Raw genomic sequence first — 24,182 nt, 5'->3', positions numbered from 1 at the left:
GTCGTCAGGGCAGCGTCTGCGGCATCTGCACGGCCGGGTAAACGGGTCGGCAACCAAACAGGGGATACGGCGTTCGCCGCTCATGAATATTCTCGAGATCAATGACCTGCGCATCGGCTTCACCGTCCACGGCCTCGCTCGCGATGTCGTGAAGGGCGTTTCCTTCCGGATTCCGGACGGCAAGACGGTCGCGCTCGTCGGTGAATCCGGCTCCGGCAAGTCGGTGATCTCGCAGGCGATCATGGGGCTTCTGCCGCGGGCCGGCGGCGTCACGGGCGGCGAGATCCTGTTCCGCGATCCGCAGGACCCGGCGGCACCGATCGACATCGCCGCGCTGCCGGCCGAGGGCAAGGAGATCCGGGAGCTGCGCGGCGGGCGCATCGGCATGATCTTCCAGGAGCCGATGTCCTCACTCTCGCCTGTCCACACCATCGGCAACCAGATCGAGGAGGCGCTGCTCCTGCACCGGCCGATGCCGAAGCCGCAGGCCCGCGAGCTGATCACCGCGATGCTGAAGCGCGTCGGCTTCAAGGACCCGGTGCGGGCCTACGGCTTCTACCCGTTCGAGCTTTCCGGCGGCCTGCGCCAGCGCGCCATGCTCGCCATGGCGCTGATCTGCGAGCCGGCCCTGCTGATCGCCGACGAGCCGACCACCGCGCTCGACGTCACCATCCAGGCCCAGGTCCTCGACCTGATGCGCGAATTGCAGGCCGAGATGGGCATGGCGATCCTGCTGATCACCCATGATCTCGGCGTCGTCGCCAATATGGCCGACGAGGTCGTGGTGATCTACCATGGCGAGATCATGGAAAGCGGGACCGCCGAGGACATCTTCCGCCGCCCGCAGCACCCTTATCTCAAGGCGCTGCTCAACGCCTCGCCGCATTTCGACATGCAGGAAGGCGAGCGGCTGGTGGCGCTGCGCGAGGCGCGCCCGCGCGCACCGGCCGCGCCAAAGCAAGAGCCGCCGCGCCGCGCCGGCGCACAGGAAGAGCCGCTGCTGGCGGTGCGCCATCTGCGCAAGACCTACACCACCGGCTCGAGTCGCTTCTTCGGCAAGTCCACGAAATCGACGGTGCTGGCGGTCGACGATGTCAGCTTCGAGATCAAGCGCGGCGAATGCCTCGGCCTGGTCGGTGAGAGCGGCTGCGGCAAGACCACGGTCAGCAAGCTGATCATGCGCGCGGTCACTGCCGATTCCGGCGAGGTCTGGTTCGACGATGGCAGCCAGCGAGTCGACGTGCTCGGGCTGAAGGGCGAGGAGCTGCGCCGCTTCCGCACGCGTATCCAGATGATCTTCCAGGACCCGGTCTCCTCGCTCTCGCCGCGCATGACCGTGATGAACATCCTGCGCGAGCCGCTCGCCATTCATGATCGCGGCGAGGGGGGCGAGCAGAAGGCGCGGGTCAAGGCGCTGATGGAGGATGTCGGGCTCGACGCGCGCTTCCTCAACCGCTACCCGCACTCCTTCTCCGGCGGGCAGCGCCAGCGCATCGGGATCGCTCGGGCGCTCGCCCTCGATCCCGAGCTGATCATCTGCGACGAGCCGGTCTCGGCGCTCGACGTCTCGGTCCAGGCCCAGGTGCTCAACCTGCTCAAGGACCTGCAGGCCGAGCGCGGCCTGACCTTCCTGTTCATCTCGCACAATCTCGCGGTGGTGAACTATATGGCCGACCGGATCGCGGTGATGGCCAATGGCCGCATCGTCGAGCTTGCCCCGCGCCACACCCTCTTCACCGCCCCGGTGCACCCCTACACCAAGGCCCTGCTGAAATCGGTGCCCTTCGCCGATCTCGACCGCAAGCTCGACTTCAAGCTGGCGGCGCCCGGCGGCGCCTCCGACATGCGCCACTGGCCTGCCTGCTTCAGGCCGGAGGACGATGGCGAAAGGCTCGCCCATCTCGATCTCGGCTCCGGCCATCTCGTGCTCGCCCGCCAGGGCGCAGACATACGGGAGCTGGCATGATGACGACCCGGCGTGAAACCCTCCTGATGCTCGCCGCGCTGGCGACGCAGAACCTGCCCTTCGCCGGCTCCGCCCAAGCCGAGGGCTTCATCGACAGCCCTTCCCTCGCCGCGCAGATTGCAGCCGGAAAGCTGCCGCCGCTCGACCAGCGCCTGCCGGCGAAGCCGCGGGTCATCGATGTCGCGGCGATGGGTCGCGAGCCCGGCCGGCATGGCGGCACGCTGCGCGTGCTGATGGGCGACCAGCGCGACATCCGCATGATGACGATCTACGGCTACACCCGGCTCGTCGTCTACGACGACAAACTCGAGCTCGTGCCGGACCTGCTCGAAGCCGTCGAGGTCGAGCGTGGCCGCGTCTTCACCTTGCGGCTCCGGCCCGGCCATCGCTGGTCGGACGGGCACCCGTTCACGGCCGAGGATTTCCGCTACTGGTGGGAGGACGTCGCCAACAATAAGCGGCTCTCGCCGGGCGGGCCGCCGCAGGCACTGGTCATCGCCGATGAGAAGGCGACCTTCGAGGTCATCGATCCGCTGACCGTGCGCTTTTCCTGGTCAAAGCCGAACCCGGTCTTCCTGCCGGCGCTGGCCGGGGCACAGCCGCTCTACATCGCCATGCCTGCCCATTACCTGCGGCAGTTCCACCATCGCTATGCCGAGAAGGAGGCGCTGGCGCAGAAGGTGCGCGAGGTCCGCGTCAAGGACTGGGGCGCGCTGCACGAGCGCTTCTCCCGCCAGTACCGACCGGAGAATCCCGACCTGCCGACGCTCGACCCCTGGCGCAACACCACGCCGATCCCGGCCGAGCAGTTCATCTTCACCCGCAACCCCTACTACCATCGCATCGACGAGAACGGGCGCCAGCTGCCCTATATCGACGCGGTGACGATGACGATCGGCACCGCTTCGCTGATCCCGGCCAAGACCGCAGCCGGCGAAAGCGACCTGCAGGCGCGCTATCTGCGCTTCGACAACTACACCTTCCTCAAGGAAGCCTCGAAGCGGATGAACTTCGACGTCAGGCTGTGGAAGCGCGCCGAAGGCGCCTACTTCGCCCTGATGCCGAACTTCAACGCCGTCGACCCTGCCTGGCGCGCGCTCAATCACGATCTGCGCTGGCGCCGCGCGCTCTCGCTCTCGATCAACCGCAAGGACGTCAACCGCGTCATCTTCTTCGGCCTCGCCAAGGAGAGCGGCAACACCGCTCTGCCCGAAAGCCCGCTGCACGACCGCGAACTCGCCGACATGTGGATGAAGCACGATGTCGCCGAGGCCAACCGCTTGCTCGACGATGTCGGTCTTTCGAAGCGCGATGCCGAAGGCATCAGGCTGTTCCCAGACGGACGACGGCTGGAGTTCAACATCGAGACCGCCGGCGCCTCGACCGAGGAGACCGATATCCTCGATCTGCTGAAGGAGGATTTCCGGGCCATCGGGCTCAAGATGCACCCGCGCTCCTCGCAGCTCGACGTCTTCCGCCGCCGCATCCTCGCCGGCCAGACGGTGATGTCGGTCTGGACCGGCATGGACAATGCGCTGGTCGCCGCCGAGATGGAGCCGGACGCCCTGGCGCCGACCTCGTCGAGTCAGTTCAACTGGCCGCGCTGGGGCCAGTTCTACGAATCCGGCGGGCGCGAGGGCGAGGCGCCCGATCTTCAGGCGGCGAACGAGCTCGTCCAGCTCTACATCGCCTGGCGCCAGTCCGCGACGCATGACGAGCGCCGGGTGATCTGGCAGAGGATGCTCAGGATCAACGCCGAGCAGCTTTTCTCGATCGGCGTGGTCAACGCCACGCTGCAACCCGTCGTGGTCTCCAGGAACCTGCGCAACGTCCCGGAAAAAGGGCTCTACAGCTTCGAGCCTGGCGCCTTCTTCGGCCGCTCGCTGCCGGACACCTTCTGGTTCGCCAACGCACCGGCAGCAAAGTGAGGGGCGCAAGGTCGTGCTGCTGAGCTACATCTTCAAGCGCATCCTGGTGATGATCCCGACGCTGCTGATCACCAGCGCCCTGATCTTCACGGTCATCAACCTGCCCGAAGGCGATTATTTCGAGACCATGGTCGCCGAGATGCAGGCCCAGGGCGAGAAGGCGGACATGAGCCGCGTCGAGTTCCTGAAGAAGGAGTACGGTTTCGACAAGCCGCCGCTGGAGCGCTATTTCTGGTGGGTCACCGGGCTCATGCGCGGCGATATGGGTTATTCCTTCGAGTACCAGCTGCCGGTCCGCGACGTCGTCGGCGACCGGCTGTTCCTGACGATGGTGGTCTCCTTCTTCACCATCATCTTCACCTGGATCGTCGCTTTCCCGATCGGCATCTATTCGGCGACGCACCAGTACAGCTGGGGCGATTACGGCCTCTCCTTCATCGGCCTGATCGGCCTTGCCGTGCCGCACTTCCTGCTGGCGCTGATCTTCCTTTATTTCGCCAATGTCTGGTTCGGCACCTCGATAGGCGGGCTCGTCGACCCCCAATACCTCAACCAGCCGATGAGCTGGGCGAAGTTCCGATCGGTGCTCGAGCATCTCTGGATACCCGTGATCATCATTGGCGCCGGCGGCACCGCCGGGATGATCCGCTCGGTACGCGCCAACCTGCTCGATGAGCTCCAGAAGCAGTATTACGTCACCGCCCGGGCCAAGGGCCTGCCGCCGGGCAAGGCGCTGCGCAAGTACCCACTGCGCATGTCGCTGAACTTCTTCATCTCCGATATCGGCGACATCCTGCCCTCGATCGTCTCCGGCGCCGAGATCGTCGCGATCGTGCTCTCGCTGCAAACCACCGGGCCGCTATTGATCCGGGCTCTGCAGAGCCAGGATATGTATCTCGCCGGCTCGTTCCTGATGTTCCTGTCTTTCCTGACCGTGATCGGTGTGCTGATCTCCGACATCGCGCTCGCGATCCTCGACCCACGCATCCGCCTGCAGGGAACGGCGACCAAGTGACGACACCGCCGCCCCCCGCCACCGAGCCCGCCGCCGGCCCTCCCCCTTTGCCGCATCGCTGGTCGACGGCGCCGTTCGAGCCCTATGCCGTCGAGAAGATGTCGCCGGAGCAGGAGCGCGTCTATCTCGCCTCGCAACTGCAGCTGATGTGGTGGAAGTTCCGCCGGCACAAGCTCGCGGTGATCTCCGGCGTCATCATCCTCGTGATGTACGCCTCGATCGTGATCTGCGAGTTCCTGGCGCCCTATCACTACACGACCCGCGACACCGACTTCATCCGGGCACCGCCGCAGCGCGTGCACCTCTTCCACGAGGGCACCTTCCTCGGCCCCTTCGTCTATCCCTATACCCAGCGCCTCAACATGGAGAACCTGAAGCGCGAATACGACGTCGACACGTCGCGGCCCCAGCAGATCCGCTTCTTCTGCCGCGGTGACGGTTATTATTTCTGGGGGCTGGTGCCTGGCAATCTGCACCTGTTCTGCCCGCCCGAAGGCGGCACGCTCTTCCTGCTCGGCACCGACCGGCTCGGCCGCGACATGCTCTCGCGCATCATTTATGGCGGGCGCATCTCGCTGACTATCGGCCTGCTCGGCGTCATGGTCTCCTTCGTGCTCGGCGTAATCATCGGCGGCATCGCCGGCTATTACGGCGGCAAGGTCGACCTTTTCGTCCAACGCCTGATCGAGATCGTGCAATCGCTGCCGCATATCCCGCTCTGGCTGGCGCTGAGCGCGATCATGCCGGCTTCCTGGAGCCCGCTCCTGGTCTATTTCGGCATCACCGTGATCCTCGGCCTGATGGACTGGACCGGGCTGGCGCGGGCGGTGCGCTCAAAACTGCTTTCGCTGCGCGAGGAGGACTATGTCGTCGCGGCCCAGCTGATGGGCGCCAAGCCCGCCCGCATCATCGGCCTGCATCTCGTGCCCGGCTTCATGAGCCATCTCATCGCCGCCGCGACGATCACCGTGCCCAAGACCATTCTCGGCGAGACCGCGCTCTCCTTCCTCGGCCTCGGCCTCAGGCCGCCGATCACCAGCTGGGGCGTGCTGCTCAACGAGGCCCAGAACATCAACGTGGTGGCGCTCTACCCCTGGCTGCTCTTTCCGTGCGTGCCGGTCATCCTGATCATCCTCGCCTTCAATTTCCTCGGTGACGGCCTGCGCGATGCGGCCGATCCTTATCGCTGAGCGCGTGTCTCGGCCGGACCGCCTTCCATGCCTGCCTTGAAGATCGCCTTCCATACGCCGCTCAACCGGTATGGCGACGGTGCCCTCTCCGGGGACCGGCGCATGGCCCGGCAGCTCGTCACGCTGCTGGAGCGGCTCGGCCATCGCGTCGAGATCGTGCCGGCAGAGCGCAGCTTCATGCGCGAGCCGAACGAAGCAGAGCTCGTCGCCAACCAGGCCGCGGCGCAGGAGGTGATCGAGCCGCTTGCCCGAAGCTGGCAAGATCCGGGCGCCCGGCCCGACCTGTTCTTTACCTATCATTGCCACTATCGCGCCCCGGACCTGATCGGCCCCGCCCTGATCGAGCGCTTCGCCCTGCCCTATCTCCTCGCCGAAGCCAGCGACGCCCCGAAGCGCTTCGAAGGCCCCTGGGCGACGGCAGCGGCGCTGGCCCGCGACGCGATCCTGCGGGCCGATCTACAGCTGTGCATGACGGCGCGCGATCGCGAAGGCCTCGCCAAGCTGCTCCCGGAGGAGGTCCCGCTCGTCGACCTGCCGCCCTTCCTGCTCGCCGATGGCGAGCGGCCGATCCGGAGCGGCGTCGCGCGGCCGGCAGGCGAGCCGGTTCGTCTCATCGTCGTCGCGATGATGCGCAAGGGCACCAAGGAGAACAGCTATTTCGCGCTGGCGCGCACCCTCGCCGGGATACTCGACAAGCCCTGGACCCTGACCCTGATCGGCGACGGCAGCCAGCGCGCCGCCGTCGAGGCCGCCTTTGCCGGTTTTCCGCCACAGCGCCTGCGCTGGGTCGGCAGGATCGGCAATGCCGAGACGAGGGCCGAGCTCGCCGCCCATGATCTCTTCGTCTGGCCCGGGCTCAACGAGGCCTATGGCCTGGTCTATCTGGAGGCGCAGGCCGCCGGCTTGCCTGTTGCGGCGCTGCACAGCGGTGGCGTCCCGGCGGTGGTCGAGACCGGCCGGACCGGTCTCCTGGTGGCGGATCATGACGAAGCGGCCCTGGCCGATACGATCGCGACCCTGATCGACCAGCCCGATTTGCGCGAGCACCTCGGCGCCGCCGCCCGGATCTTCGCCCGCGAGGAGCGCAATGGCGAGGCGGCCTGCGCCATACTCGGCGGCGCCCTGGAAACCGCGCTGCAGCGCCACCGCGCCCGCCCTTGCGGAGCAAACCGATGAGCACGGGCGCAGATTGGGCCGACCTTCTCGCCGAACTCGACCGCTGGGCCCTCGCCGGCCGGCGCATCGCGCTCTGGCTGCGCGACGACGATGCCGTCGCCCCCAGCGGCCAGCTCGACCGGCTCGCCGCGCTCGGCGAGCGCTTCACGGTGCCGGTCCTTCTGGCGAGCATCCCGCTCCTCGCCGAGGAACCTCTGGCCCGGCGGCTCGAAAGCGCGCCGATGCTTTTCCCCTGCCAGCACGGCGTGACGCACGAGAACCATGCGCCGGCACCCCAGAAGAAGGCCGAGGTCGGCAATCACCGGCCGCCCGACGTCGCGCTCGCCGAGATCGCACAGGGCTGGCGACGCCTGCGCGAGCTGTTCGGCGCACGCGCCCTGCCCGTCTTCGTGCCGCCCTGGAACCGGATCGACCCGGCCATTGCCCTCGCCCTGCCCGGAATCGGGCTTGCCGGCCTGTCCTGCTTCCGCAAATTCAGCCTCGGCGCGCCGGGCAGCCCGGTGCTGGTCAACACCGACCTCGACCTGATCGATTGGCATGGTGGCCGCGCCGGCCGCCATGCCAATGACCTGCTCGCCGAAATGCTCGCTTTGCTCGTCCAGCGCCGCACGCGGATGGCGGGCGATACCCAATTCGGCCTGCTGCTCCACCATCGCGATCATGACGCAGCCTGCTGGGCCTTTCTCGAGGAATTGCTGGCCAGGATCGGCAGCCATGCGGCCATCGATTTTGTGACGCCTCAGGCGCTGTTTGCGCTGCCGGTGGACTTGGAGCGCGCCGCGGCCGGCGCTATGGTCGCCGGCAGTATCGGTGCGTTCTCCGTCCCCAGGAGGCCGTCTGACCCTCCAGCAGAGGACGCGACGCGGGATGTCCCTTAGCCTCATCGACGATAGCGGGACGCGTCGCCCGCCCGCCGGTCCTCATGCGCCGCGGGTGCTGATCTACAGCCACGACACCTTCGGGCTCGGCCATATCCGCCGCTGCCGCGCGATCGCCAATTCGCTGGTCGCGAGCTACCCTCATATATCAGTGATCATCGTCTCCGGCTCGTCGGTGATCTCGAGCTTCCAGTTCGGTGACGGCGTCGACTATGTCCGCATTCCCGGCATCGAGAAGCAGAGCGACGGCCGCTACTCGCCGCATCACCTCAACCTCGACCTCGGCGACACGATTCGCCTGCGCACCGAGATCATCAAGCAGGTCGTGCTCTCCTTCGACCCGGATGTGGTGATCGTCGACAAGGAGCCGCTCGGCCTGCGCGGCGAACTCGCGCCCTCGCTCGAAATCCTGCGTCGGCGCGGCGCCCGCATCGTGCTCGGCCTGCGCGACGTGCTCGACGAGCCCTGCACGCTGAACGAGGAATGGCGCCTGAGCGGCGCGGTCGACGCACTCGCCAATGTCTATGACGACATCTTCGTCTACGGGCTGGAGAGCGTCTACAACCCGCTTCTCGGCCTGCCCAACCAGCACCTCTTCGCCGACAAGGTGCGCTATACCGGCTATCTCAAGCGCGCCGTGCCCTCGCCCATGCCGCCGAACCGGCATCCGCGGATCACCAAGGGCCCGTTCATCCTGGTGACGCCGGGCGGCGGCGGCGATGGCGCGGGCGTGATCGACTGGGTGATATCAGCCTACGAGGCCGACCCGACGATCGAGCTGCCGGCGCTGATCGTCTTCGGCCCGTTCATGTCGCGCGAGAAGCGCAAGGAATTCACCGACCGCATCGGCCGGCTGCCGAAGCTGGAGAGCATCGGCTTCGAGCCGCGGCTCGAATTGCTGATGAACCGCGCCCACTGCGTCGTCGCCATGGGCGGCTACAACACATTTTGCGAGATCCTCTCCTTCGACAAGCCGGCCCTGATCGTGCCGCGGGTCAAGCCGCGGCGGGAACAGGCGATCCGCGCCGAGCGTGCCGACAGCCTGCGCCTGATCGACGTGCTGCACGACCCCGTGCAGAACGGCGAAGGCCCGCGCGACCCGATGCAGATGGCCAAGGCCCTGCACGCACTGCCCAAGCGCCTGCCGCCCTCGCAGGCTTATCTGCCGGACCTGCTCGAGGGTCTGCCGGCGATCAGCCGGGCGCTCGCCGACGAGCTTTCGAGCCCTGTCCGCCGGCGCACGCTTGCCCAGAACACGATGGCGGCCGGCTGATCGGAACAGGAGAAGGCGGCCCGGCGGCACTCGCATGGCGCGATGGACAAGTAGATTTCCGCCCATAATATATCAGGACTGATCGCTCGGAGGCCGCCCGCCATGACGCAGATCCTGTTCCGCAACTTCGCGATGCTGGAACCCGGTTTCGGGGAGTTGCAAGGCGGCCACGAGATCCTCGTCGAGGGCGATCTGATCCGCGAGGTCTCCGACAAGCCGATCAAGGCCGGCAAGGCCGATGTCATCGACTGCGGCGGCCGTACGCTGATGCCGGGGCTGATCGACAGCCATGTCCATGTCATGCTCTCCGAGGTCTATATCCGCATCCTGGAGAGCGTGCCGCTGACGCTCGCAACCGCCCGCGCCGCCCGCCTGATGCGCGGCATGATCGACCGCGGCTTCACCTCGGTGCGCGATACCGGCGGCGCCGACTGGGGCATCAAGGAGGCGGTGGAAAAGGGTGACATTCCCGGCCCACGTCTGTTCATCGCCGGTGCCGCGATCGGCCCGACCGGCGGCCACAGCGATCCGCGCCGGCGCACCGATTTCGGCGCGCGCTGCCATTGCTGCAACGCCATGGCCTATACGATGAACATCTCCGACGGCGTCTCGTCGGTGATCAAGTCGACGCGCGAGCAGATGCGGCTCGGCGCCGACCACATCAAGATCATGATGTCCGGCGGCGTCGCCTCACCTTACGATCCACTCGACTCCATGCAGTTCACCGTCGAGGAGGTCACCGCCGCCGTCACCGAGGCGAAGGCCTTCGGGCGCTATGTCTGCGCCCATGCCTATACGCCAGAAGCGATCACCCGCGCCGCGCAATGCGGCGTGCGCGCCATCGAGCACGGCAATCTGATCGACGAGGCCTCGGCCAAGCTGATGGCCGAGAACAACATGTTTCTCACCGCCAACCTCGTCGCCTATTATGCGATGAAGGAGCGCGCCGCCGAATTCGGGATGACCGGCGACATGCTGGCCAAGAACGATCTCGTCATCGAAGGCGGCCTGAAATCGCTCGAGATCTGCAAGCGCGCCGGCGTCCCCGTCGCCTATGGCTCGGATCTGCTCGGCCAGCTCCAGGTCGACCAGTCGCGCGAGTTCCTGCTGCGCCGCGAAGTGCTCTCGCCGATCGAGATCATCCGCTCGGCGACGACGGTCGGCGCGCAGTTGCTGCGCATGGAAGGCAAGCTTGGCACGCTGCGTGCAGGCGCTTTCGCCGACATCATCCTGGTCGATGGCGACCCGCTCAAGGATCTCGGCGTCTTCCAGGGACAAGGCGCGAAGCTGCCGCTGATCATGAAAGGCGGCGCCCTCCACAAGAACACCCTGCAGTGAGGGAAATGGCCGGCCGATGACAGGGAAGCCCGCTTGACCGCCGCCCGCCTGAGCCTCGGCCGCATCGCGCTCAACGGCGCGGCCGCGCTCTCGCTTGGTTTTATCCTCCTGCCCCTGGTCTTCGTCACCTGGCTCGCCTTCTTCCGTCAGGAAATCCCGTCCTTCCCGCCGGAGGGCTATTCGCTGCGCTGGTTCGCGGCCGCCGCTGGAAACAAGGCCTTCGTCGACGGTTTCGTGCTGAGCCTCCAGGTCGGCGTGCTGTCGACGCTGATCGGCCTCGCGCTCGGCGTGCCGGCCAGCCTCGCTCTGGTCCGGCACCGCATCGTGCTCGGCCCGGCGCTGAACACCTTCCTGCTGCTGCCGCTGGTGATGCCCGGCATCGTGCTCGGCACCGCGACCTATGTCTTCCAGATCGAGACCGAGATCGCCACCGGCCTGCCGGTGATGGGCTCAGCTGGCGGCCTCGTCGCCGCCCACACCCTCGTCGTCATTCCCTGGGTGGTGAAGCTCGTCACGGCCAGTCTCGTCGGTTTCGACCGCACCATCGAGGAGGCCGCGCAGAACCTCGGCGCCGGTCCCTGGACGACCTTCTGGCGCATCACCCTGCCGAGCATTCGGCCGGGCCTCGTCGCCGCCGGCCTCTTCGGCTTCGTCACCTCCTTCGGCAATCTGGAGATGAGCCTTTTCCTCGTCGGTCCGGGGCGGATCACCCTGCCGATCGCGATCCTGCAATACCTCGAATGGAAGATCGATCCGGCGGTCGCTGCCGCCTCCGTCATTCAGATCGTCCTGATCGGAGCGGCGATGATCGTCACCGACCGTTATGTCAAACTGAGCCGGGTCGTCTGATGGCGCGCCTTTCGATCGAGCATCTGCGCAAGACCTATGGCGAGTTCCACGCCGTCGACGATTTCAGCATCGACATCGCCGATGGCGAATTCCTGGTGCTGCTCGGCCCTTCCGGCTGCGGCAAGACCACGACCCTGCGCATGGTCGCAGGCTTCATCCAACCGACCGCAGGCAGGATCACCATCGGCGCTCGCGACGTCACTGATCTCCCGCCCTGGAAGCGCAATTGCGGGCTGGTCTTCCAGAGCTATGCGCTGTTCCCGCATATGAGCGTCGCCGACAACGTCGCCTTCGGTCTGGAGATGCGCAAGATGCCCGCCGCCGAACGCGCCCCGCGCGTCGCCGAGGCGCTGCGTCTCGTCCAGCTCGACGGCTTCGACCAACGCTATCCGCGCCAGCTTTCCGGCGGCCAGCAGCAGCGCGTCGCGCTCGCCCGGGCCCTGGCGATGCAGCCCGACGTGCTCCTGCTCGACGAGCCGCTGTCCAACCTCGATGCCAAGCTGCGCCAGGAGGTCCGGGTCGAGATCCGCGACCTCCAGCGCAAGCTCGGCCTGACCACGATCATGGTGACGCATGATCAGGAGGAGGCCCTCACCATGGCCGACCGGCTGGTGGTGATGGAGAAGGGCAAGGTCCGCCAGATCGGCAGCCAGCGCGAGCTCTACGAGAAGCCCGCGGACCGCTTCGTCGCCGGCTTCATCGGCCGCAGCGCCTTCCTCGACGGCGAGATCACGGCGCCCGGCCGCTTCCGCAGCCAAGGCGGGCTGGAGATCGGCTGCGGCGCGCCGGCTCCCGGCTCCGCGACGCTGGCATTGCGGCCAGAGCGGCTCGCCATCGGCGCCGAGGCGGAAAGCTGCGCCAACCGCTTCCAGGCCCGCGTCGAGCACGTTTCCTATCTCGGCGCCCTGCTCGACATCGATGTCCGGCTGACCGAGCATGACCGCATGCTGCTGCAATTGCCGAACCGGCAGGGCGCGGCCGAACCGAAACCGGGAGATACGATCACGATAGGCTGGGCCGAAGACGCCGGGCTCGTCTATCCGCGCGGGAGCTGAGGCATGGCTCGCAGGGGGCGCCCGCCGCTCTCCTGCCAGACCATGTCTCGTCTCTTCCGGCAGGCGTCCAACAGGGGAGAACAGTCATGAAGACGATCGACAGACGCGACGTCCTGAAGGGCTTGGCCGCCGGGACCACGGCCATGGCCCTCGGCAGCCCTGCCTTCGCGCAATCCGGCGGCAAGGTCGTCGTCGGCACCTGGGGTGGCGACTATGCCCGCCTGCTGACCAAGAACATCGAGGATCCCTTGCTCAAGCCCAAGGGCATCGAGATCCTCCAGGACCAGGCGGCGGACTCGCCGCGGCGCGCCAAGATGGTCGCGGAGCGCCGCCTGCCGCGCGGCACGACGGACATCCAGGGCCTGTCTTCCGCCAACATGTTCGAGATGAACGAGGCCGGCGTCGTCGAGCAGCTCGACTATGCCAAGATCCCGAATGCCAAGAACCTGATGCCGACGATGAAATACCCCTATGGCATCGGGCAGATCTATTCCGGCAAGGTGGTCGTCTACAATCCCAAGCTGATCAGCCCAGCCCCGACCAGCTTCAAGGACGCCTTCGACCCCAAGCACGGCAACAAGATCGGCATCATCGACATCCAATACCTCTATGTGATCATGGCGGCGTCCATGGCCGCGACCGGCGGCGCCAGCATGATCGACTTCGAGGGCGCGAAGAAAGTGCTGCTCGAGGCCAAGAAGGCCGGCGCCCGCATCTATCCGACCAACGAGGCTTTCGCCCAGGCGATGAAGACCGAGGAAATCGGCATCGGCGTGATGTGGAAGGCGCGCGCCGTGCAATGGCAGAACGCCGGCATTCCCGTGGAATCCGCTGCGCCGAGCGAGGGCATCCCGCTCTACATCTCGGGCTTCTCGATCCCGAAGAACGCGCCGAACAAGGAGAACGCCTATCTCTACATGAACGCCATGTTGGAGAAGAGCGCGCAGGAGGCCTTCGCCGTCGACATGGGCTATAACGGCACCGTCTCCGGTCTCACCATCGCACCCGATCTGCAGAAGCGCATCGGCTTCACCGCCGAGGAGGAGAAGCGCCTCAAGGACCTCGACTACGGCTATCTCGCCAAGAACGACGCGGCGATGAAGGAGTGGTGGGACAAGGTCTTCAAGGCGTGAGAGCGCGATGAGCACCGCCCCCGAACCCGTCGCGGGCGCCCGCACCAGCCTCGCCGGCATGCTCGTCCTGCCGGCGACGATCCTGGTCGCGATCGGCCTGATCGGGCCGGTCGCGATCCTGTTCCGCTATTCGCTCAACCAGTTCATCCCCGGCCAGTTCATGGTCGACGGATTGACGTTGGAGAACTACGTCAAGTTCTTCACCGACGCCTATTATCTCAACGTGCTGCTGCGCACCGTCCGCGTCGCGGTGATCTGCACCCTCGCCTGCCTCATCATGGGCTTTCCGCTGGCCTATGTGCTGGCGCGTACCCAGAGCCGCTTCAAGAACCTCCTGGTCATGCTGGTGGTGCTGCCGCTCTTCGTCGGCAATGCCGTGCGCGCCGCCGGCTGGATGACCGCCTTCGGCAACAAGGGCGCCTTCAATGCCTCGCTGATCGGGCTCGGCCTCATCAATCAGCCGATCGAGATCATGTTCACCGAGAACGCGGTGCTGATCGGTATCGTCGCGGTCAACCTGCCCTTCATGGTGCTGACCCTGCAGAGTGTGATCGAAGGCATCGACCGCAATGTCGAGGAAGCCGCCTTCAGCCTCGGCGCCGGCCCGGCAGCGATGTTCCGGCGCGTGCTCTGGCCGCTCGCCCTGCCCGGCATCCTCGCCGGCACGATCCTGACCTTCATCCTGGCGATGAACGCCTACGCCACGCCAGTGCTGCTCGGCGGCCCGAAATTCCAGATGATGGGGCCGCTGGTCTACGGCCAGTTCGCCCAGCAGAACAACTGGCCCTTCGGCGGTGCCATCTCCTTCATCCTGATGACGGCGACGCTCCTGCTGACCCTCGCCGCCAATCTGATCGTGCAGCGACGTTACCGGTGAACTGTGGCGCTTCGCCGCCGCGTCCCGGCTGGCAAAGTGCCACGCACAGGACTAAACCCTGACGATGACCTTCTCGTCCGCTCTTACGCCAATCGCGGTCGGCGCCGTCGCCGTCGTGCTTTTGCTCGGCCTGATCAACATGCTGCGCGGCGGCAGCGCCGGCACCTCGCAGAAGCTGATGCGACTGCGCGTGGTGCTGCAGTTCATCGCGATCCTGGTGATTCTGGGCGTGGCATGGTGGCGCAGCGGCTGAGGCCGGGCTAGAGAACCACCTGCCGTCACATTGCGGCCACCACTCTCTGCGCTTCACTATCTTACGATCTGATTAAGAGAACACCGCTCCCCATGCTGCGCGTCGCGTCGATAGCCGTTGCCTGTTCCCTTCTTGCCGCGCCCGCCCTGGCGCAGGGCGAAAGCAACGTCTCCCGCGCGCTGGGCTATGCGCCGGCCGGCCAATCGCCGGCCGCCTCCTGGGAGGCCCGCTTCGGCGCTGGGGCGGCCAATCCCGGTGGGCGCGAAAGCGGCCTTCTGAATTTCGGCGGCGAGCTGCTGACCCCGCGCATCGCCACCCTCAGCGACCGCATCGCCAATGCCTTCGTGCCGCGCTTTCATCTCGGCTCGAGCCTCAATCTCAACGGCACGCAATACGCCTATGCCGGCGCCACCTGGACGGTCGACATCTCGCAGGCGTTTTTCGTCGAAGCCAGCCTCGGTGCCGCCCTGAACAACGGCAAGACCGGCGCCGTCGTGCCGGAGAACCGGTTGAACCTCGGCTGCAACACCGGCGCGCGCGGCGCCGCCTCGCTCGGCTATCGCCTGAACGATCGCTGGAGCCTGATCGCGACGATGGAGCATTTCAGCGCCTCGAACTGCTCCGACAACCTCGCCGCCGGCACCGGCGCCCCGCGCGGCCCGTCGAATTTCGGCGCCCGGCTCGGCTACACCTTCTGAGCGCCTGACTGGCGCAGCCTCGTCCTGTCGGAAGAACCATAAACCCGCCTGTCAATCGAAGCCGGAATGGCCGAGAACAGAACGCCGGAGCAACCGTCGACGACAAGCGAGGCGAGGATGAAACTGCACGGCTATTTTCGCAGCTCGGCGGCCTGGCGCGTGCGCATCGCGCTGAACCTCAAGGGCCTGCCGGTCACCCATATCTCGCATCACCTGCGCAATGGCGAGCAGCGCGACCCGGCCTATCTCGCGCTCAACCCGCAAGGTCTGGTGCCGGTGCTGGAACGCGACGATGGCAGTGTGCTCCCGCAGTCGCTCGCCATCATCGAATGGCTTGAAGAGACCCATCCACAGCCGCCGCTCCTGCCGGCCGAGCCCTTTCAGCGGGCGCGGGTGCGAGCCTTCGCCCAGATCATCGCCTGCGACACCCATCCGGTACAGAATCTCAAGGTGCTCAACCGGCTGCGCGCGCTCGGCCATGACAGCGACGTGGTCCTGGCCTGGGCAGCCGCGGTCAATGTCGACGGGCTGGCAGCCTGCGAGCAGGTCGCTGCAAAGAATCCCGGGCCGTTTTGCTTCGGGCAGGCACCGAGCCTCGCCGATATCTGCCTGGTTCCGCAGCTCGGCAATGCAAGGCGCTTCAAGGTCGATGTCGCGCAGTTCCCCCGTCTGCTCGAGGCGGAGTCCGCAGCGCTCGCTTTGCCGGCCTTCCGCGACGCCGCGCCCGAGAAGCAGGCCGACGCGGAGTGAGGAATTTCAGCGTGGTCCCATGGTCACGCGGTCAGGCAGTCCCACCGCTTCGGAAGGTCGCGCCCTGAGCGCGCACGAATCGAAATTCCCGGCGCTGCGCCCTGGGCCTCACCAGCGTCGGTAGGGATACCAGCCCGGCCCATAGAACCCGGGACCGTAGAAGCTGGACTCGAGCCGGGCCCGCTGCGACGCTGAACGATCGAGATCGACCGCCATCAGGCAGTTGGCGAACGGGTCCGAACCCTGCCGGAAGCCATAGGACCGGCAACGCCCCTCATCGGCGGCGCGCTGCTCGGCCGGGGTCACGCAGCCGCCGAGCGCAGCGGCGAGAATCACTGCAACCAACCACTTCGCCCGCATGGCCGCTCTCCGCCCTGGCCGGAATTCGCACTGAATAGGCCCAGAAAGCGGCCATTCCGCGACAGCGCTTCGGCGCCAGCTGCATTTTCCTTGCCTTTTCCCGCGATTGCAATGGATCAGCTCCAGAGCCTTGCGCTCGCCCTTTCTTTCCGCATCGCGCAGCAGCGCAGGCCGCACCGCCGAAGATGCAGAAGTTGAAAGCAAAACGGCCACCCCGGAGGGTGGCCGCAGCTCCTTGCGGAACAAGGAGGAAAATGGTGGGCGCGACAGGGATCGAACCTGTGACCCCTACGATGTCAACGTAGTGCTCTCCCGCTGAGCTACGCGCCCTTTCGCCCGAAGGCTCCAGGAACGACACCAGCCCGGGGGCGACGTCGTTGCGAGTGAGGCGGCTATAGCGAGTCGCAAGCCGCCTTGCAAGGCGCTTCGTCGGCTTCTTCCAACGAAACGCAAATTGGCCTGTTGATCAGGCCGCGAGCAGCTTCTCGACCTCGTTCACCAGCTCGCGCAGATGGAACGGCTTGGAGAGGACCTTGGCGTCCTTCGGAGTCTGCGAATCCGGGTTGAGCGCCACGGCCGCAAAACCGGTGATGAACATCACCTTGATGTCGGGATCGAGCTCCGTGGCGCGCCGCGCCAGCTCGATCCCGTCCATTTCCGGCATGACGATATCGGTCAGGAGGAGCTCGAACGGCTCCTCGCGCAGGCGATTATAGGCCGAGAGCCCGTTGTCGAACGAGGCGACGTCGTAGCCTGCGTTCTGCAGAGCCTTGACCAGGAAGCGGCGCATATCGTTGTCGTCTTCGGCGAGGAGAATCTTGGTCATGGCGCCTGCAATCGTCCGTCTCGTTGCGCTGACGCGCGCCCGGCACGGACTAGAAGCCGCACCCGATTCGCTCGCCTCGTCATTCATTGAAACCAAGCCGGCCGTCCCGCCGCCCCGGCCGCCGCCGCCCCCGGCCAGCGCAGCGCCTCTAGCACCCGCTCGCGCCCTCCGGGACCATGCGCTTCCATTTGCGCCTATTACAGTAAACAACCGGTGAATGCTGGCGATCCATCCACTGCCGGCACGCTCTTCAACCCCGGCTCGCTTTGTGCTTCAGTCGCGCGACATGATGCCGCCAGTCGAAAACACTACCCCGCATCCCGAGAGCGTGATCGCCGAGATCGAACGCCCGTTCACGCTGTTCCAACCGGCGCTGCAGGTCGTGCCGGTCGTCGTCGACGTCCCCCATGCCGGCCGGCGCTATCCCGCTGCCTTCGTCGAGGGCTCGCGACTGCCGCTGCGCTCGCTGCGGCGCTCGGAGGACGCCTATGTCGACCTGCTCTTCCAGCACGCCGTCGCCCTCGGCGCGCCGCTCCTCGTCGCCGAGTTCCCGCGCGCCTATCTCGACGTCAACCGCGAGCCCTTCGAGCTCGACCCGCGCATGTTCGAAGGCCGCCTGCCCGGCTTCGCCAACACCCGCTCGCTGCGGGTCGCCGGCGGCCTCGGCACCATCCCGCGCATCGTCGGCGATGCGCATGAGATCTATCCCGGGCGCATTCCGGTCGAAGTCGCGCTGACGCGAATCGAGGAGCTCTACCGCCCCTATCATGCCGGCCTGCGCCATCTGGTGAACCGGACGCAGGCGGCTTTCGGCACCTGTGTTCTCGTCGACGCCCATTCGATGCCCTCGACCGGGCTCGATCGCGAAGGCCTCGCCAAGGCGGATGTGATCCTTGGCGACCGCTTCGGCACCAGCGCCGCCGGCATCGTCGTCGAGGCAGCCGAGGAGGCGTTCCGACGCGCCGGCCTCAAGGTCACCCGCAACCGCCCCTATGCCGGCGGCTTCATCACCGAGCATTACGGCGCGCCCGGCGCCGGCGTGCACGCCCTGCAGATCGAAATCAATCGCGGCCTCTACATGGACGAGGCGACGCTCGAGCCGAATGCCGGCTTCAGCGGGCTGCAGCAGGTGATCAACTCCGCCATGGCGGAGTGCTTCGCGCGCTGGAGCGGTTGGATCGACGACTGGCGCCAGGCGGCGGAATAGGCGCGGCCCAAGGGAGCATTGGATTGGAAGGCCCGGGCGACGCTGCGGCAGCGGCCAAGAAAAAGGGCCGCTCACTGGCGTGGCGGCCCAAGTCTAGGGAGGAAACGCCCAAGGAGGGCAACGAAGGTTTGAGATCATCTCCCCTTCGCAGTGCACAATATGCGCTGCACCGCAAAAACGCAAGCCCGATCGTCGGACCCGACGAGGGGTATGCGCCAGACGCAGATCGAGCGCCGCACCGCAATCGCCCTTGTCTTCTCGCAGCGTCGCCAGCATGAAGGCAGAGGCGGGCCCGATAGGCCGCGGACACAGGGGATTCGGAATGAGCGCGGTCGATTTCACGGAGTTCGTCGCCGGGCTCGCGACCTCCTCGGGGCAGGCCATCCTCCCCTTCTTCCGCGCCAAGCACACCACCGAGGATAAATCGGCCGGCGGCACCTTCGACCCGGTCACCGAGGCCGATCGCGCCGGCGAGGCGACGATGCGCAACCTGATCAAGCGCAGCTTCCCGGAGCATGGCGTGCTCGGCGAGGAGTTCGGCACCGAGAACGCCGATGCCGAGTATGTCTGGGTGCTCGATCCGATCGACGGCACCCGTGCCTTCATCTCCGGGATTCCGGTCTGGGGCACGCTGATCGGGCTGACGCGCAAGGGCGTGCCGGTCTACGGCATGATGAACCAGCCCTTCACCGGCGAGCGCTATTCAGGCGACGGCCGCAAGGCTCGCTATGAAGGCCCCGGCGGCCCGCGCGAGCTGCACACCCGCCAGACCGCGACGCTCGCCGAGGCGACGCTGATGACGACGAGCCCTCACCTCTTCGCCGGCGCCGAGAAAGAGGCCTATGGCCGCGTCGAGAGCGCAGTACGCCTGCCCCGCTATGGCTGCGACTGCTACGCCTACTGCATGCTCGCAGCCGGCCATGTCGACCTGGTGATCGAGAGCGGGCTGAAGCCCTATGACATCGTCGCCCTCATCCCGATCATCGAGGGCGCCGGCGGCATCGTCACCTCATGGAGCGGCGGCAGCGCCGCCGAGGGCGGGACTATCCTCGCCGCCGGCAACAAGGCCCTCCATCAGGCCGCGCTCGCTTTGCTCGCCGGCTGAGGGCGACACTTCCGGCTGCTCTCCGGGCACGAAGGCATCGAAGGCCGCCCAGAACTGGGCCCGGATCGCATCGCTTTCCATCAGGATTTCGTGGCGCGCCGTCGGCAAGACCAGCGCCGAGCCGGTCTTGAGCCTAGCGGCGAAGCGCTCGATCGCCGGCGTCGACACGACAGGATCGCGCCCGGCGGCGATCACCAGCGTCGGTACCCGCACTTCGAGCGCCGCGCGCGGCGCGGCCAGCCGGTCCATCAGCTGAAAGGCCGCACGTATCCAGCCGATGCTGGGATCGCCGATGGCGAGCTCGCGCGCCGCTGCGGTAAGCGACGCATTGCGGGCGTAGCGCACGGGGTCGCCGGTCAGCCGGTTGCCTTCGAACGGCTTGGTCCCGATCGCGGTTTCACCGCCGCCCGGCACGAAGGCCTTGCCAAAGCCGAGCCAGTACAGCGTGAAGGACAGCCAGCGCGCCAAGCGCTGGTGCTCGATCATCGCGATGCCCAGCATCGGCGCAAGCGCGACCAGCCTAGCGACCGGCAAGGCATCGCGCCGGGCCGCATCGAGGCAGAGCGCCGCCCCCATCGAATGAGCCAGCGCGAAATGCGGGGCGGGCAACCGCGCCTGCATCTCGGCGACGGCGAGCGCGAGGTCGCGCTCATAGTGCACGAGACGGCCGACATGGCCACGTCGCGGCCGGTCGGTGAAGCGCTGCGAGCCGCCCTGCCCGCGCCAGTCGAAGGTGATGACGTGGAAGCCGCGCCGCCGCAGCTCTGCGATCGTCTCGCTATAGCGTTCGATGAACTCGGCACGCCCCTGGGCGATCAGCACCGTGCCCTTTTCCGGCCTGACGGTCGGGTGCCAGCTGGCGAAACGCAGCTTCGCGCCGTCGCTGGTCCCGGCGAACCAGACCTTGCCATGGCCGGGAACGGGATAGCCGGCGTCGTGGAAGAATTCGGCTTCGGCCATCGGCTCGTCCAGCTGGCGGATAGGCTGCTTATGCCCCTCTCGCAGGGGTCTTGAAAAGCCCGAAACCCTCCCCCAGATCAGTCATGCGCAGGCCGGAACCGGCTGCGCGAGACTGCAACCGAGGCCCGCGCTCATGGCGAGGCGGGCTGAACACTCTGTCGCTTCCTTTGGAGGACAATCATGCGTTCCTACGATCTTTCCCCGCTCTATCGCTCGACCGTCGGCTTCGACCGCCTGTTCTCGCTGCTCGACCAGGCCACCAGCGTCGACAACGCGCCGACCTATCCGCCCTACAATATCGAGCGCACCGCCGATAACGCCTACCGCATCTCGATCGCCGTCGCCGGCTTCGCCGAGGCTGACCTTGCCATCGAGAGCAAGGAAAACGCCCTCACCGTCCGGGGCGAGAAGAAAGCTGCCGAAGGCACCGAGAAGCGCGAGGTCCTGCATCAGGGCATCGCCGCGCGCGCCTTCGAGCGTCGCTTCCAGCTTGCCGACTATGTCCAGGTGACCGGTGCGAGCCTCGAGAACGGCCTGCTCCATATCGACCTCGTCCGCGAGATCCCCGAGGCCAAGAAGCCGCGCCTGATTCCGATCGGTGCGCAGGGCGCCAAGGTGATCGAAGCCAAGGTCGCGACCAAGCAGGCAGCGTAACCGCCGGCAAGGCGCAGACCGCGCCCGGCAGAAACGAGAAGGCCTCCCCGGGAAACCGGGGAGGCCTTTCTCCGTGCGGGGTGCCGGCTGCGGTGCGATCCGCCGGCGCCTTAGTTGAGCGGCGCGATCGGGACCATCTCGGGCTTCGGCGCCTCGGCTTTGGTGCCCTCGATCCTCACTGGCGGGACGGTGGTGTCGGGTACCGGGATGCCGCTCGGATGGGCGCGGGCCAGCGGCGGCGCCAGCTCCGGCCCGTCGGCATTGCGGACATCCTGGGGATTGACCAGCGCCGGCTTGCCGATCTCCTTGGGCACCACGGTCGGCACGGCGAGCGGCTTTGCCGGCACCACCGCCGGGGCGGGAGGCGCGGCGGGGGAAGGCGGCGCCACGGTCGCCGGGGCGCTCGCCTCGGCAGGCGGCTTCAATTCGGCCGGACGCGGCGGTGGGCGCGGAATCAGCCGCTGCGCCGGACGCTCGATTTCCTGATCGAGCCGGGCGCTGCGTGCCGGCGCGCCCAGCACGATCCTGTCGATCAGATCGCCGCTGTAGCGGTCGAGGATCAGGCGCACCCTGGCGCCATCGCGCCCCGCGCCGTCGACGACATAGGAGGAGCGCGTCGCAATCGTGCGGTCGACCCGGACGAGTCCAAACTCACGTGCCGCGATCCGCCCGATAGCGCGCTGCGGGATGGGGGCGGCGGGCAGCGGCGCGTAGTCATAGCGCCGGCCATAACCGTAATCGCGATCATAGCCCCGGCTGTAGTAGGCGTAGCCGCCGCCGTAATCGTCGATCTGGGCCAGTGCCGGGCCGGCCGAAGCCAGGGCCGCGGCCGCTATGGCCAGCCCGGCGAGACGGCGACGCAGATCATGCGAGCCGCGCTCGGACGAAGTGAAAAGTGCCATGGTCCTGTCCTTGTACGGCAGAATCTCTGGCTTCAGTTCTCGGTAAGGATTACGGCGTGCTTGCGGCACGATTTCGGTCGCAATCCAATGTTTCCCGGGTTTTTCAGGCCTCAGCGAAGATCGCGAGCAGGCGCTCGACATCGTCCGGCTTGGTCGCGAAGGAGCAGACGAAGCGCCCGATCGTCTCGCCCGGCGCCAATCCCTGCCCTGCCGGCAACGCTCCCTCCGACCAGTCGATGAACTGCACGCCGCGGGCCCTGAGTTGGATACGGCGAGCCTCCGGCAGGATCACGAAGACCTCGTTGGCCTCGCAGGGCCAGGCGAGCCGGACTTGGCCGAGCGCCGCGATGCCCGCAGCCAGCCTGCGGGCCATGGCGTTGGCATGGCCGGCGAGACCCAGCCAATGGTCATCGGCCAGCAGGCCTTCGAACTGGGCGCCGATCAGCCGGCCCTTGGACAGGGTGTGGCCGGCGCGCTTGCGCCGCCAGGGCATCTCGGCCGCGGCTTTCGGATCGAAGAACACCACCGCCTCGGCCGCAAAGGCGCCGTTCTTGGTCCCGCCGAAAGAGAGCACGTCGACGCCCGCCTTCCAGGTGGTCTCCGCCGGCGTGCAGCCGAGCGCTGCGACGGCATTGGCGAAGCGCGCCCCGTCCATGTGCAGCCTCAGCCCGCGCGGCGCGATCGCCTGCTTCAGCGCCGCGATCTCGTCCGGCGCATAGACCAGCCCGCATTCGGTCGCCTGCGTGATCGACAGGAGTTGCGGCTGCACCTGATGCAGCGAGTCCGGCCGCATCCGCGCGAGCTGATCCGTGACGACCTCCGGAGCGAGCTTGCAGCCATCACCCGGCAGGCCGACGATCTTCGCCCCGCCAGCGAAGAACTCCGGTGCCCCGCATTCATCTGCCGCGACATGCGCCTCGTGATGGCAGAGCACTGCCCCCCAGGGCTGGACGAGGCTCGCCAGCGCCAGCGCGTTCGCGGCCGTGCCTGATGTGACGAGGAAGACCGCGACCTCGCGCTCGAACAGTTCGGCGAACAGGGTCTCGACCCGCTTCGTCCAGGCGTCGTTGCCATAGGCGGCGGCGAGTCCGTCATTGGCCGCCAGCATGGCCTGCAGGACGGGGGCGCTCGCTCCGGCGAGATTGTCGCTGACGAAATTCATGACACCTTCCGTGAACCGATCCGGATGCTGTTGTCGGGGATCGGCCGATGCCGCGCCATCCTCTCGCCGCCGCACCGCCATGTCGTCACCGCAGTGCACGCAGAGGGCGAAGAAACAACTTCCGGGCTGGCCTGAGGCAGCCAATGATGTGAAAATGTCGAAGCTATCACGCAATTAGCAATAAAATTTCGATGCAGCGCAAAATCGCCGCTTGTGCCCAGATTGGAATTCTGGCAAGTTCGAGACGTTAGGACAGTGATGCTGTCCCATTTTTCAGTGAGCGGCACCCGGCGAGCTTGGCCGGCTGACCGCCAAACGATGGAGCGGAGCATGACGGAAGGCATGGCCAATATCGCCGAAGCCATCCGTGCGCGCGCCGCCCGTAAAACGTCGGCCTGACCAGGCGCGACTGGGCCTAGAGCCTGCGCGCCTGCGAAGGGCGCGGGCGCGGGACTAAAAGGCGCAAGCGACCTTCGAAAACGAGACGAAACCGGCCCGGTCCTCGCAAGCGAGCAGGGCGGACCGGTGGCGGCACGGAACCGTGTGAATTTTTGACGGGCGCTGGCGGAAGCCGGCCCCCTTCGGCAGCGGAGTTGACGATGCGCGAACGTGGCGGAGCGAACCTGG

Annotated in this window: 23 protein-coding genes and 1 tRNA gene; 18 read left to right on the top strand and 6 right to left on the bottom strand. The window is 66.9% G+C overall.

The features are described from left to right. The first annotated feature begins 82 nt into the window (after positions 1-82). From DK26_RS21995 to maiA, 15 genes are all read left to right on the top strand, one after another. Positions 83-1,966, top strand: coding sequence for an ABC transporter ATP-binding protein (locus tag DK26_RS21995; RefSeq protein WP_066477107.1), 1,884 nt, complete (start codon positions 83-85; stop codon positions 1,964-1,966). Continuing rightward, positions 1,966-3,894 (top strand): ABC transporter substrate-binding protein, encoded by a 1,929-nt coding sequence (locus DK26_RS21990; RefSeq protein WP_066477690.1) that lies wholly within the window; start codon positions 1,966-1,968, stop codon positions 3,892-3,894. The genes DK26_RS21995 and DK26_RS21990 overlap by 1 nt, the downstream gene beginning before the upstream one ends. Positions 3,895-3,910: 16 nt before the next feature. Then, the gene (locus DK26_RS21985; RefSeq protein ID WP_066477687.1) at positions 3,911-4,909 is read left to right on the top strand and encodes an ABC transporter permease; all 999 of its coding nucleotides are present in this window, start codon (positions 3,911-3,913) and stop codon (positions 4,907-4,909) included. Between the two features lie 98 nt (positions 4,910-5,007). Then, a complete protein-coding gene (locus tag DK26_RS21980; protein ID WP_083533494.1) occupies positions 5,008-6,099 on the top strand; it encodes an ABC transporter permease in 1,092 nt (363 codons plus the stop codon). A 27-nt stretch (positions 6,100-6,126) separates the two neighbouring features. Then, the gene (locus DK26_RS21975) at positions 6,127-7,275 is read left to right on the top strand and encodes a glycosyltransferase family 4 protein (RefSeq protein ID WP_066477102.1); all 1,149 of its coding nucleotides are present in this window, start codon (positions 6,127-6,129) and stop codon (positions 7,273-7,275) included. Further along, a complete protein-coding gene (locus tag DK26_RS21970; RefSeq protein WP_066477101.1) occupies positions 7,272-8,153 on the top strand; it encodes a polysaccharide deacetylase family protein in 882 nt (293 codons plus the stop codon). Before DK26_RS21975 ends, DK26_RS21970 begins: the two co-directional genes overlap by 4 nt. Beyond that, positions 8,143-9,426 carry a glycosyltransferase gene (locus tag DK26_RS21965; RefSeq protein ID WP_066477100.1) on the top strand — a complete coding sequence of 428 codons (1,284 nt, stop codon included), beginning with the start codon at positions 8,143-8,145 and terminating at the stop codon, positions 9,424-9,426. Before DK26_RS21970 ends, DK26_RS21965 begins: the two co-directional genes overlap by 11 nt. A gap of 102 nt (positions 9,427-9,528) precedes the next feature. Next, positions 9,529-10,764 carry an amidohydrolase family protein gene (locus tag DK26_RS21960; protein WP_066477099.1) on the top strand — a complete coding sequence of 412 codons (1,236 nt, stop codon included), beginning with the start codon at positions 9,529-9,531 and terminating at the stop codon, positions 10,762-10,764. 33 nt (positions 10,765-10,797) lie between these two features. After that, the gene (locus DK26_RS21955; protein WP_083533461.1) at positions 10,798-11,613 is read left to right on the top strand and encodes an ABC transporter permease; all 816 of its coding nucleotides are present in this window, start codon (positions 10,798-10,800) and stop codon (positions 11,611-11,613) included. Beyond that, positions 11,613-12,668 (top strand): ABC transporter ATP-binding protein, encoded by a 1,056-nt coding sequence (locus DK26_RS21950; protein ID WP_066477097.1) that lies wholly within the window; start codon positions 11,613-11,615, stop codon positions 12,666-12,668. The genes DK26_RS21955 and DK26_RS21950 overlap by 1 nt, the downstream gene beginning before the upstream one ends. Positions 12,669-12,754: 86 nt before the next feature. Next, positions 12,755-13,801: a substrate-binding domain-containing protein gene (locus tag DK26_RS21945; RefSeq protein WP_066477095.1), complete on the top strand. Its 1,047-nt coding sequence runs from the start codon at positions 12,755-12,757 to the stop codon at positions 13,799-13,801. A gap of 7 nt (positions 13,802-13,808) precedes the next feature. Beyond that, complete coding sequence (locus tag DK26_RS21940; RefSeq protein WP_066477093.1) at positions 13,809-14,678, top strand: ABC transporter permease; 870 nt, start codon at positions 13,809-13,811, stop codon at positions 14,676-14,678. 64 nt (positions 14,679-14,742) lie between these two features. Beyond that, positions 14,743-14,931, top strand: coding sequence for a twin transmembrane helix small protein (locus DK26_RS21935; protein ID WP_066477090.1), 189 nt, complete (start codon positions 14,743-14,745; stop codon positions 14,929-14,931). 92 nt (positions 14,932-15,023) lie between these two features. After that, the gene (locus tag DK26_RS21930; protein ID WP_066477088.1) at positions 15,024-15,629 is read left to right on the top strand and encodes a hypothetical protein; all 606 of its coding nucleotides are present in this window, start codon (positions 15,024-15,026) and stop codon (positions 15,627-15,629) included. 117 nt (positions 15,630-15,746) lie between these two features. Beyond that, the gene (maiA, locus tag DK26_RS21925) at positions 15,747-16,379 is read left to right on the top strand and encodes a maleylacetoacetate isomerase (RefSeq protein ID WP_066477086.1); all 633 of its coding nucleotides are present in this window, start codon (positions 15,747-15,749) and stop codon (positions 16,377-16,379) included. Between the two features lie 108 nt (positions 16,380-16,487). Here maiA and DK26_RS21920 read toward each other — a convergent pair whose 3' ends face one another. The 3 genes from DK26_RS21920 to DK26_RS21910 form a co-directional block, all read right to left on the bottom strand. Next, the gene (locus DK26_RS21920) at positions 16,488-16,739 is read right to left on the bottom strand and encodes a hypothetical protein (RefSeq protein WP_066477084.1); all 252 of its coding nucleotides are present in this window, start codon (positions 16,737-16,739) and stop codon (positions 16,488-16,490) included. 255 nt (positions 16,740-16,994) lie between these two features. Next, positions 16,995-17,069 (bottom strand) — tRNA-Val (locus DK26_RS21915). 136 nt (positions 17,070-17,205) lie between these two features. After that, positions 17,206-17,565, bottom strand: a complete 360-nt coding sequence (locus DK26_RS21910; RefSeq protein WP_038363805.1) for a cell cycle two-component system response regulator CpdR — start codon at positions 17,563-17,565, stop codon at positions 17,206-17,208. Positions 17,566-17,854: 289 nt separating this feature from the next. Here DK26_RS21910 and DK26_RS21905 point away from each other — a divergent pair, with 289 nt between their 5' ends. Both DK26_RS21905 and hisN read left to right on the top strand, forming a co-directional pair. Beyond that, the gene (locus tag DK26_RS21905) at positions 17,855-18,772 is read left to right on the top strand and encodes an N-formylglutamate amidohydrolase (RefSeq protein ID WP_066477680.1); all 918 of its coding nucleotides are present in this window, start codon (positions 17,855-17,857) and stop codon (positions 18,770-18,772) included. A gap of 322 nt (positions 18,773-19,094) precedes the next feature. Continuing rightward, positions 19,095-19,877, top strand: coding sequence for a histidinol-phosphatase (gene hisN, locus DK26_RS21900; RefSeq protein WP_066477082.1), 783 nt, complete (start codon positions 19,095-19,097; stop codon positions 19,875-19,877). Here the strand turns inward: hisN and DK26_RS21895 are convergent. After that, positions 19,782-20,837 carry an alpha/beta hydrolase gene (locus tag DK26_RS21895; RefSeq protein WP_066477079.1) on the bottom strand — a complete coding sequence of 352 codons (1,056 nt, stop codon included), beginning with the start codon at positions 20,835-20,837 and terminating at the stop codon, positions 19,782-19,784. The two genes, hisN and DK26_RS21895, sit on opposite strands and share 96 nt — an antisense overlap. A 180-nt stretch (positions 20,838-21,017) precedes the next feature. Between DK26_RS21895 and DK26_RS21890 the strand changes: the two genes are divergently transcribed. After that, the gene (locus DK26_RS21890; protein WP_066477074.1) at positions 21,018-21,491 is read left to right on the top strand and encodes an Hsp20 family protein; all 474 of its coding nucleotides are present in this window, start codon (positions 21,018-21,020) and stop codon (positions 21,489-21,491) included. A gap of 110 nt (positions 21,492-21,601) precedes the next feature. On the opposite strand, the gene DK26_RS21885 is transcribed toward DK26_RS21890, so the two are convergent. Together DK26_RS21885 and DK26_RS21880 are read right to left on the bottom strand one after the other, a co-directional pair. Beyond that, positions 21,602-22,393, bottom strand: a complete 792-nt coding sequence (locus DK26_RS21885) for a hypothetical protein (protein WP_066477071.1) — start codon at positions 22,391-22,393, stop codon at positions 21,602-21,604. A 103-nt stretch (positions 22,394-22,496) separates the two neighbouring features. Then, entirely contained in the window at positions 22,497-23,555 is a 1,059-nt protein-coding gene (locus DK26_RS21880; RefSeq protein ID WP_066477069.1) for a low specificity L-threonine aldolase, read from the bottom strand. Positions 23,556-24,182 lie beyond the last annotated feature (627 nt).

The sequence above is a fragment of the Allobosea sp. WAO genome (genome assembly GCF_001509835.1).
In the GTDB taxonomy this organism is placed as follows: Bacteria; Pseudomonadota; Alphaproteobacteria; order Rhizobiales; family Beijerinckiaceae; genus Allobosea.
This window is presented reverse-complemented; position numbering and strand designations above follow the sequence as displayed.